Annotated in this window: 7 protein-coding genes and 1 tRNA gene; 7 read left to right on the top strand and 1 reads right to left on the bottom strand. The window is 69.4% G+C overall.

Annotated features, from left to right (window positions below; translation table 11 throughout):
- Nucleotides 1-369 precede the first annotated feature (369 nt).
- The 4 genes from D455_RS0103395 to D455_RS0103380 all read left to right on the top strand — a co-directional run bounded on the left by D455_RS0103395 (nucleotide 370) and on the right by D455_RS0103380 (nucleotide 5209).
- Nucleotides 370-1179 carry an ABC transporter ATP-binding protein gene (locus tag D455_RS0103395; protein ID WP_026122273.1) on the top strand — a complete coding sequence of 270 codons (810 nt, stop codon included), beginning with the start codon at nucleotides 370-372 and terminating at the stop codon, nucleotides 1177-1179.
- Complete coding sequence (locus D455_RS0103390; RefSeq protein WP_017569361.1) at nucleotides 1176-2582, top strand: hypothetical protein; 1407 nt, start codon at nucleotides 1176-1178, stop codon at nucleotides 2580-2582. Before D455_RS0103395 ends, D455_RS0103390 begins: the two co-directional genes overlap by 4 nt.
- Nucleotides 2579-3157 (top strand): hypothetical protein, encoded by a 579-nt coding sequence (locus D455_RS0103385; protein ID WP_017569360.1) that lies wholly within the window; start codon nucleotides 2579-2581, stop codon nucleotides 3155-3157. Before D455_RS0103390 ends, D455_RS0103385 begins: the two co-directional genes overlap by 4 nt.
- Before the next feature lie 1353 nt (nucleotides 3158-4510).
- A complete protein-coding gene (locus D455_RS0103380) occupies nucleotides 4511-5209 on the top strand; it encodes a recombinase family protein (RefSeq protein ID WP_026122272.1) in 699 nt (232 codons plus the stop codon).
- Nucleotides 5210-5708: 499 nt separating this feature from the next.
- Here D455_RS0103380 and D455_RS0103375 read toward each other — a convergent pair.
- A tRNA-Leu gene (locus D455_RS0103375) sits at nucleotides 5709-5793 on the bottom strand.
- Between the two features lie 145 nt (nucleotides 5794-5938).
- On the opposite strand from D455_RS0103375, the gene D455_RS0103370 reads away from it, so the two are divergent.
- The 3 genes from D455_RS0103370 to D455_RS29030 all read left to right on the top strand — a co-directional run.
- Complete coding sequence (locus D455_RS0103370; protein WP_026122271.1) at nucleotides 5939-7261, top strand: M20/M25/M40 family metallo-hydrolase; 1323 nt, start codon at nucleotides 5939-5941, stop codon at nucleotides 7259-7261.
- 224 nt (nucleotides 7262-7485) lie between these two features.
- Nucleotides 7486-8520, top strand: a complete 1035-nt coding sequence (locus D455_RS0103365; protein ID WP_017569358.1) for a hypothetical protein — start codon at nucleotides 7486-7488, stop codon at nucleotides 8518-8520.
- Nucleotides 8521-8682: 162 nt separating this feature from the next.
- Nucleotides 8683-9008: chaplin family protein (locus tag D455_RS29030; protein WP_017569357.1), on the top strand; the 326-nt coding region annotated here is incomplete at its 3' end.

Raw genomic sequence — 9008 nt, 5'->3', positions numbered from 1 at the left:
GTTAGCCGTGCTGGCGGTGGTGCTGCCGGTACTGGTCGTCGCGGGCTTCACCACAGGCACGTCATCGGTGGTCTGGTTACTGCCGTGTCTGGCTTGCACGGCCGTAACCCTTGCGCTCGGCAGCGTCATCAGGTTGGAGCGCGCTGCCGCTGTGGTCGTGACGCTGTGGTCGCTGGGTGTGCTCGCCCCCGGCCTGCTGACGTCGCAACTGCCGGTAGCGGTCGCCCCGGTGGCCGTTCCGGTGTGGGGCGCGGTCTTCGCGGTCGCAGCCGCGGTGCTGATACTGCGCGCCAGGTCGTTCGTCCGGATATGAGAGCAGCCGGAATTCAAGCCGGAAACCCAGCAGGTGGAGAAGACAGGAGAGATGTGATGGCACGCGTGGTGGGGGCGGCCGAGACCGCCCCGGCGAACCATGCCTGGGAGATCCGCGCCGAAGGACTGCGGGTCGCCGCCGGGCGGCGGATGGCCGTGGACGGGATCGATCTGACGTTCGGCACGGGAGTGCATGGCCTACTGGGTCCCAATGGGGCAGGCAAGACCACTTTGATTCGGGCGCTGGCCACGGTACTGCGCCCGTCAGGCGGTGGACTGGAGCTGCTCGGCGAGTCCGTCAGAGGGCGCGTCGATATGCGCCGCATACGGCGCCAGATCGGGTACCTGCCGCAAGACTTCGGTTTCTACCGCAGGTTCACCGTCCGCGAGTTCGTCGAGTACATGGCATGGCTCAAGGAGGTACCCAAGAGCGGTATAGCCGATGCGGTGCAGCATGCCATCGAAAAAGTCGGTCTGGCGGACCGGGCCGATGACCGGATGAAAACGCTCTCTGGCGGCATGGCGCGCCGGGCCGGAATCGCCCAGGCCATCGTGAACGGCCCGCGGATCCTGCTGCTCGATGAGCCGACCGCGGGCCTGGACCCATCGCAGCGCATGCAGTTCAGGCAGTTGCTGCGCGGGCTGAGCGAGGACACCTGCACGGTGGTGTCGACGCATCTGGTGGAGGACGTCGCCACCGTGTGCACCGATGTGGCACTTGTCGATGAGGGGCGCCTGGTGTTCCAAGGGCGAGCGGCCGATCTCGCCGCTGCGGGCAGCGGCACCGATTTCGGTGACAGCCCGAGCGAGCGGGGATATTCGGCCCTGCTGGCCCGCCATCACGCCACCGGGGAGGGAGCCCGATGAGCACGAGGATTCTGCGCACCGAGCTGCGCCGCTCAACCGCACCGTGGACCTGCTTGGCCTTGGCCGTGCTCACACTGGCCCTGCTGTACCTGCTCCCCGGCCCCTGGGCCAAGGGGACCGGCGCGTGGGACCAGCAGTGGCAGGGACTCGCGCAATGGCAGCGGTTCATGCTCATGCTCACCTGGCCGGTGGTGGTCGGCCTCGGTGCCTGGCAGGGCACTCGGCAGCGCCGTTCGCGGATGGACGAGGTACTTTCCAGCACGCCGCGATCCTCGTGGCAGCGCTCGGCGACGCTCGCGGCAGCGGTGGCGATCGGCTTGACCGTCGCCTACACAGCGCTATTCGCGGTAGGGGCGGCGCAGGTGGCCTCGGCCACCAGCTATTTCTCGCTCTCCTGGCTGGCCGTGTTCGTCGTCGGTGTTCTCGCGCTGGTCGCGGGGAGCCTGCTGGGAATGGGGCTCGGCCACCTCTTGCCGTATATGGTGACGCCGCCGCTCGTGGCGGTCGGCGGCTACGCGCTGGTCATGCTGCTGCTGAATATCGAGATTTCCGTAGAGGCCGATTCCGACCCGTGGCGCATGAAAGTAGCGCTGCTTTCACCGGGACTCGACGGTGCCGAGAGCGCCTACAGGCTGGTGGCCCACCAGGTGAGCCTTGCCCAGGCGCTGTGGTTCCTCGGTATCGCCGCGACCGGGTTCATCCTGCTGGCAGCGCGGGGTTCTTGGACGAGGATCGCCTCAGCGGTGCCCGGTCTCCTCGGCGGTGTGCTGGCCATGGTCCTGCTACCGGGCCAGGCGAGCGCGGCCTACCCCCACGACACCCAAGCGGCGGCGCTGGTGTGCGACGAGGACGGGCCGCGGGTGTGCGTAACCCGGGCGCACGAGCACCTGCTGGACGATTTGGCCGGTACCGCCAGGCAGGCGCTCGCCAAGCTCGCAGTCCTTCCGGAAGCGCCGACCTCGGTGGAGGAAGTACCCGCTTTCGGTGATGAGGAGCAGGCTTCGCTGCCACGGACCGCGGACACGGTCTCGGTGAGCTCCGACATACTGATGCAGTTCGAGCAGAGTGGAGAAGGGGAGTCCGATGGAGCGGACGGGCTGCTTATGGCGCTCCTCGCCGGCGCCGGAACCCCGGCCTGCGGCGTTGAGGAGACGGAGATCTCCGCGCGCATCGTCACGGCCAACTGGCTGCTGGGTGCGGAACTGCAGCCGATGCCGATCCTGTACCCGTGGATCTCCGAGGATAGCTCCGCCTATCAGGAAATGGTGCGCCCGGCCTGGGAAACGCTGCGGTCCCTACCGCGCGAGGAGCAGATACGCCGGGTCGCCGCCGTGCGCGAGGCCGGACTCACCTGCGAGAGCGGCCAGCTCGATCTCCTCACCCAAGGGGTGAACCCTCAATGAGATGGTTGACCCTCTATACGCGGTCCCGGCAGCTACCGATCGTACTGCTCGTGTTCCTGGCCGGGGCCGTCCTTCTGTGGGGACTCACCCTCTGGTGGGGGGCCGACCAGATCGGTAGCCGACTGATGAGCGTGACGATGGTACTGGGGGTGGCCGCGGCTTCGGCCGGTCTGTGCGGGTTCGATGCCGCACGTGAGCGTACGGCTTCGTTCACCTGGCCGCCACGGCGTGCCGCGCACCTGGTCGCCCTCGCCGCGATGGCAGCGGCCGGCCCCCTTGCGGTGGACGTATTGGCCGATTCCCATCTGCAGACCGAAGTGATCGTCAGAGACGCCGTTGGTCTGGTCGGTCTGGCCGGGATCGGCGCGGCCCTGGCCGGCGGTTCGTTCGGCTGGTCCTTTCCCTTCGGGGCAACCGTACTGGCGAACGTGCCGATCGAGGCGGACTCGGATGCGCTGCGGGTACTGACCTGGCTGGTGCAGCCCGCGGACAGCGCCGCGGCGATGATCACCGCACTCGTGTTCGCCGCCGTGGGGGTGATCGGTTACGCGGTATGGGGGCCTCGACCTGCATGAGCGTCGCACTCACCCCTTGACGGCCCCGGCCGTCATCCCGCCGACGACGGACACCTTCCGCCAGCGCAAAGCAGGCAGAGACTGAGAGCCTGCAGGCCAGTGCTGGGAGCGACGCCGCGAAGCTGATCGAGCAGTTGAACGCGGCCGAAGGCGGTCTGCACATCGAGAACCCGGATCCCGTGACCCGGGCCCGTTACCGCAGGGCACTCGATCGTGCCAAGCGGGACGGGCTCGTCCCGGCGGGTAAATCGCTCCGGCACACCGGGCGCAGTTCCGGAGACCTGATCATCCAGCTGATCGATCCGGCCAACGGCGGCGAGACAGAGTGGAACCGGATCCGGGGTGGCGCCGGCACTACCTGTACAGGGACAGCGGCGATCGTGGACGAGCGCCGTCGTGATCCTTCGATGGTTCAGGTGTCCGAGCAGATGCTGCCTCGCGCGATAGCTGTCGGCACCGCGGTGAGCAAGAGTGGCTACCGGCTTGTGCTGACCAGGAAGCCCCGAAACACCGGCCTGTTCGTCACGGTCGACGGTCACCAGTATGACCTGACCGTCACGGAGGACCAGGAGCGGGTGGGGAACCGACGCCCTCGGGGTTCAGGCGCTCAGGCGACCGCTATCGGTGGCATCCGCCGGAGTACGAGCACAGGTGGACCGGTCGGCTGCGACTCGGGGTCTCACCGGAGACGTACGCCGAATGCGCCGACTGGAGCGACAAGGGGCGGCGCCGGCTGGAGAACCGGGTGCGGGCTCTTGTTCCGGAGTTGGAGCACCGTTCACAGGCCGCACACGAGGAGAAGCGCGCCCGGGAGCACCGGCTCAGGGAGTGGGAAGAGGAACAGGAGCGCCGGGACCGTGAAGAGCGCGCCGCGTGGGAGAAGGCGATGGCCGAAGCCCGAAGCCGAGCCGTCGTGGCGAAACGCAACGCGCTCTTCCGCGATGCGGTGGAATCGTGGACCACGGTCGGTGAGATCCGGCGGTTCTGTCGGGAGTTGGAGGAGGAGTCCGGCGGCTGTGCCGATCCTGAGCACGCCGAGCGGCTGAGGCAGTGGGCGCAGTGGGGAGAGGAAACCGCCCGAAGCTGGGACCCCGGCCGATCCGACTCAGGGCTGCGGAGCCAGTCCTTCGACGCAGCTCCCACTCCGGACGAGCTGCGCCCCTTCGTCGGGGACTGGAGTCCCCACGGGCCGTACCGGGAGTACCGGTACCGGCCGTTGCCGAAGGAGGCGCCGGAGTGCAGCGACGGGGGGTACTTCCGCAATCGGGAATCCCGCCGTGGCGGCGCGGTTGACCGATCCCGTTCGGCAGGCAGTGGAATAAGCAGCCCCGCTCGCGTAGGAGGTTGGCGTCGATGTCCGGCGCGGGTCCCGACCGAGGCTTCCAGGCCGTGGTGATCGGCGAACCGCAACGCGCCTTCTACGGCAGCCAGTTCACGATGACGTCACCGGTGTTCGAGCACTACGGCGTTCAGCTGCGGGTGCCCGAGATCGGTGGTCCCATCGACCCGGCCAACGAGGCCCACGAGCTGATCATGTCGGTGTACGGCGGCATCCCCTCACCCTCGGCCCATGACCGGAAACGCAACCGGCACCGCTCCGGCATCGCCTGGTCCAAGGGCGCGGTACGGGCGATCCTGAGGAACCCCCGCTACACCGGCCATCAGGTGTTGGCCAAACAGCGCGAGGACGAAGTCCTCATCGACGTCAACGACGTCCAGCTCGGTCACCAGACCCTGCTGAGGTGGAACGAGGACGACGAGTGGATCTGGTCCCGGGACCGGGTCCATGATCCGCTGGTCACTCACGCGGACTTCACGCAGGCGAAGGCGCTGATGGGTCCGCGAGGGCGGAGCCCAGGTGGGGAGCGCAAGACGCGCCGCACCCGCAACCCCTACCTGTTCCGGGGGTGCTTTCGAGTGCTGCCTGTGCGACCGCAGGATGCAGGGGCAGTGGTCCCACGGTCAGGCGTACTACCGCTGCCGGTTCCCGGAGGAGTACGCGCTGGCCAACAGGGTCCATCACCCGCGCAACGTCTACCTGCGCGAGGCTGACGTGGTCCCGACGCTGGACGCGTGGATCGCCGCCGAGTTCGCCCCAGGCAGGATCGCGACCACGGTGGACGCCCTCATGGGCGCGGACGAGGAGCGGGGCACCGGGGTGGCCCGCGAGATGGCGCGGCTTCGGGAGAAGCTGTCCGCATGCGATCGCAAGCTGGCCCGGCACCGCGCCGTTCTGGAGGCCGGAGCCGATCCCGTGGAGGTCACGAAGTGGATGAAGGAGACCCAGGCCGAGAAGTCGGCCGCTGAGGCAGGACTGGCCCGTGTGGGCCGGTCACCGCAGAAGACCAACAGGGAAGACGTGATGAGGATGGTTCACGCGCTGGGTGACATCACCGCTGTACTCGGTAGCGCCGACCGGAAGGACGAGGCCGAGCTGTACCGGGGGCTGGGCCTGCGGATGCGCTTACCACCCGGTGCAAAACAAAGTGCGGGCCGAGATTCGACTCGACCCGCACCGCGAGTTCAACTCTTCCCGTGGAGGAAGGGTTCGTGTCCGAGGGGGGACTTGAACCCCCATGCCCTTAACGGGCACTAGCACCTCAAGCTAGCGCGTCTACCTATTCCGCCACCCGGACCGGGCGTGCTCGGCGCTGCCGCGCCGGACAGGTCAACCATAGCAAAGGTCCGGAGCGGCACGAACCATGTTTTCCGACCGGGGGAGACCGTGGCAGGGTCAGGGGAACAAGTAGGGCAGAAGGTGTGGCTGCAAGGGAGCGTCAGATGGCAGAGCCAGACAGGGACCTGAGCATGGCCGAGGTCGAGGTGGTCGACCTGTGCCGGGAGCTCATCGAGTTCGACACCTCCAACTACGGCGACCATTCGGGGCCCGGGGAGCGCAAGGCCGCCGAGTACGTGGCGGCCAGACTCGACGAGGTCGGCGTCGAGTCGACGATCTACGAGAAGCACCCCGGACGCAGCAACGTCGTGGCGCGGATCACGGGGGAGGACTCCACCCGCCCCCCGCTGCTCATCCACGGACACCTCGACGTCGTCCCGGCGGCTCCGGAGGACTGGACGCACCACCCCTTCGCCGGCGAGATCGCCGACGACTGCGTGTGGGGCCGCGGCGCGGTCGACATGAAGAACATGAACGCGATGGTCCTGGCGATGCTGCGCCAGCGCCTGCGCGAGGGGCGCCGTCCCCCGCGCGACATCGTGCTGGCCTTCCTCGCCGACGAGGAGGCCGGGGGCACCTGGGGCGCCCAGTACCTGGTCAACGAGCACCCCGAGCTGTTCGCCGACTGCGACTCGGCGATCAGCGAGGTCGGCGGCTTCTCGTTCACCGTGAAGGAGAACCGGCGCCTCTACCTGGTGGAGACCGCCGAGAAGGGCATCGCCTGGATGAAGCTGACCGCGCGCGGCACCGCCGGGCACGGTTCGATGGTCAACGCCGACAACGCCGTCACCGAACTGGCCGCGGCGGTCGCCCGCCTGGGCGAGCACCGGTTCCCCGTGCAGCTCACCCCGACCGTGCGGACCTTCCTGGAGGAGATCTGCGAGGAGTTCGGCATCCCCTTCGACGAGGGGGACGTCGACGCCACGGTCGCCCGTCTGGGGCCGATCGCCCGCATGATCGGCGCCACCCTCCGTAACACCCTCAACCCCACCGTCCTGGGCGGCGGCTACAAGGCCAACGTCATCCCGGGCGAGGCCACCGCCCAGGTGGACGGCCGCTTCCTGCCGGGTACCGAGGAGGAGTACTTCGCCGAGATCGACCGCCTGCTGGGCCCCAAGGTCAGCCGCGAGTTCATCCACCACCTGCCCGCCGTCGAGACCTCCTTCGACGGCGGCCTGGTCACCGCCATGTCGGAGTCCCTGCTGGCCGAGGACCCCGGTGCCAAGGCCGTTCCCTACTGCCTCTCCGGGGGGACGGACGCCAAGAGCTTCTCCCGCCTCGGGGTGCGCAACTACGGCTTCGCCCCCCTGAGGCTGCCCCCGGAGCTGGACTTCGCGGGCATGTTCCACGGCGTGGACGAGCGCGTCCCCGTCGACGGGCTCCGGTTCGGGGTCCGTGTCCTGGACCGCTTCGTCGGAATGAGCTGATTCCGTCCCCTTTGCGGGGTGGTCCCCGTCGAACCGCGCCAAGAACTTTCCTGGCGCGGTTCCTTTTCTGGCCCGCAGTCACCGAACGTGATGTTAGTGTTGCTGCGAGTTCGAAGGTGATCGGGCTCTCCGCCCGCCTCCGCGGGCGTGTACCGACACCGACGTGCGTCCGTGGCGGGATCACCGCACGGGACCGTCCAGTAGCAGCGAAACGGGGGGCATCCATGGTGCTCGCGGGCCGGGAGTGGCTGTTGACCAGCCGCGCTGCCCGCATCACCCTGAGCCCCTACGGCCGACTGCTGCTCCTGTCCGGCATCGTCACCGTCGCATGGCTGGCCGGGGGGATCGGTGTCGCCCACGGCGAGACCGCCCCCGAGCCCGGTGGCCTGGTCGACCAGGTGCTGGACGTCGACGACGACGCCGAACGCGTGGGACAGGCCGCCGCCGAGGAGATCCGCGGCGCGCGTCTCTCCGACGCCACGGAACGCGCGTCCTCGGCCACCGAGTCGCTCGCCGACACCGTCGTGCCCCAGGCCGCCGCGCTGCCCACCGACACCCTGCGCGAGACCGGCGTCACCGCCGCTCTCGGCAGGACCGGGACCGGTGCCGCGGCCAACCGGGCCGTCGAGGACACCAGCAGGGTCGTCGACGGCACCGCGCACGGCGCGGGGGACCTCATCGGCGGTCTCGCGCTCAGGGGCCACGACGTCGTGGAGTCCACTGACGCCTCCCTGCGCGACGGTCACCTCGTGGGAGCGGTCACCGAGGGGTTGGCCGACTCCACGCGCGCCGTTCGGGGCGGGATCGACGACGCCGTGGGTACCACGGCGCCGCTCGGCCTGCCCGTCATCGGTGCCTCCGACGAACTCTCCGTCGCACCGGCCGTGTCCGGAGCCACGCGCTCCGAGAGCGGCGACGACGAACTCGGCACGGACACGGGCCGCACGGTCGCGGACACGGTCCTCCGCATGCCCGTTGACCCGTCCGTCTGGCGCGCCGCCACGGACGAGGACGACGGCGGGGAACCGAGCGACGACCGCGGTGAGCGCATCCGCCTCATCGCGGGCGGAGCCCACCACCAGGCCGGAGCGGACGCCACCGGCGCCACCGCCCCGTCCTTCCCCGTGCCCGGTGCGGCCGGATTCCTCATGACCCGGATCGCCCACCTGGCTCCCCGGGCCCAGCGGGTCGCCCTTCCCGGCGACCCCGACCTGGTGGTCCGCGACGCCGCGGACGACCCCTCCTTCTCTCCCGACTAGCCGCGTCCTCACACGACCGCGGCCGGTCCGTGCGCCCCTGCGCGCAGCCGTCCCGCCGACTCCGGCGGGCGTGCCTTCTCCCCGGCCTTCCCGGAGCACGAAGCTCTCCGTCCGCGGTCCACGAGCAGCTGGCCGACCTTCTCGCTGACCAAAGGACACGCGATGACCTACGACACGCACGCCCGGATCGCCGCACTCGTGGCGGCCGGATTCCTCACCGCCACCGGTGGAGCCACCGCTCACGCTGACACCGTGACCAGCGGAAACGGTTCCCTGCTCGGTGGCAACCAGATCGTGGCCGACCTTGAGGCACCCATCAACGTCTGCGGCAACGCGGTCGCCGTCCTCGGCCTCGCCGGGGCCCAGTGCACCGGAAGCGGCGCCGCGGTCGACGACCAGGAGTCGGACACGGCCACCTCCGGCAACGGATCGGTCCTGGGCGGCAACCAGCTGGTCGCCGACGGTGACGTCCCCGTCAACCTCTGCGG

The organism is Nocardiopsis halotolerans DSM 44410 (genome assembly GCF_000341065.1).
Classification (GTDB): Bacteria; Actinomycetota; Actinomycetes; order Streptosporangiales; family Streptosporangiaceae; genus Nocardiopsis; species Nocardiopsis halotolerans.
This window is presented reverse-complemented; position numbering and strand designations above follow the sequence as displayed.

Excerpts from the sequence above, each read along its gene's own strand:
- D455_RS0103395 (WP_026122273.1), top strand. The coding sequence starts at position 370 with ATGGCACGCGTGGTGGGGGCGGCCGAGACCGCCCCGGCGAACCATGCC.
- D455_RS0103380 (WP_026122272.1), top strand. The coding sequence starts at position 4,511 with ATGTCCGGCGCGGGTCCCGACCGAGGCTTCCAGGCCGTGGTGATCGGC.
- D455_RS0103385 (WP_017569360.1), top strand. The coding sequence starts at position 2,579 with ATGAGATGGTTGACCCTCTATACGCGGTCCCGGCAGCTACCGATCGTA.
- D455_RS0103370 (WP_026122271.1), top strand. The coding sequence starts at position 5,939 with ATGGCAGAGCCAGACAGGGACCTGAGCATGGCCGAGGTCGAGGTGGTC.
- D455_RS0103365 (WP_017569358.1), top strand. The coding sequence starts at position 7,486 with ATGGTGCTCGCGGGCCGGGAGTGGCTGTTGACCAGCCGCGCTGCCCGC.
- D455_RS0103390 (WP_017569361.1), top strand. The coding sequence starts at position 1,176 with ATGAGCACGAGGATTCTGCGCACCGAGCTGCGCCGCTCAACCGCACCG.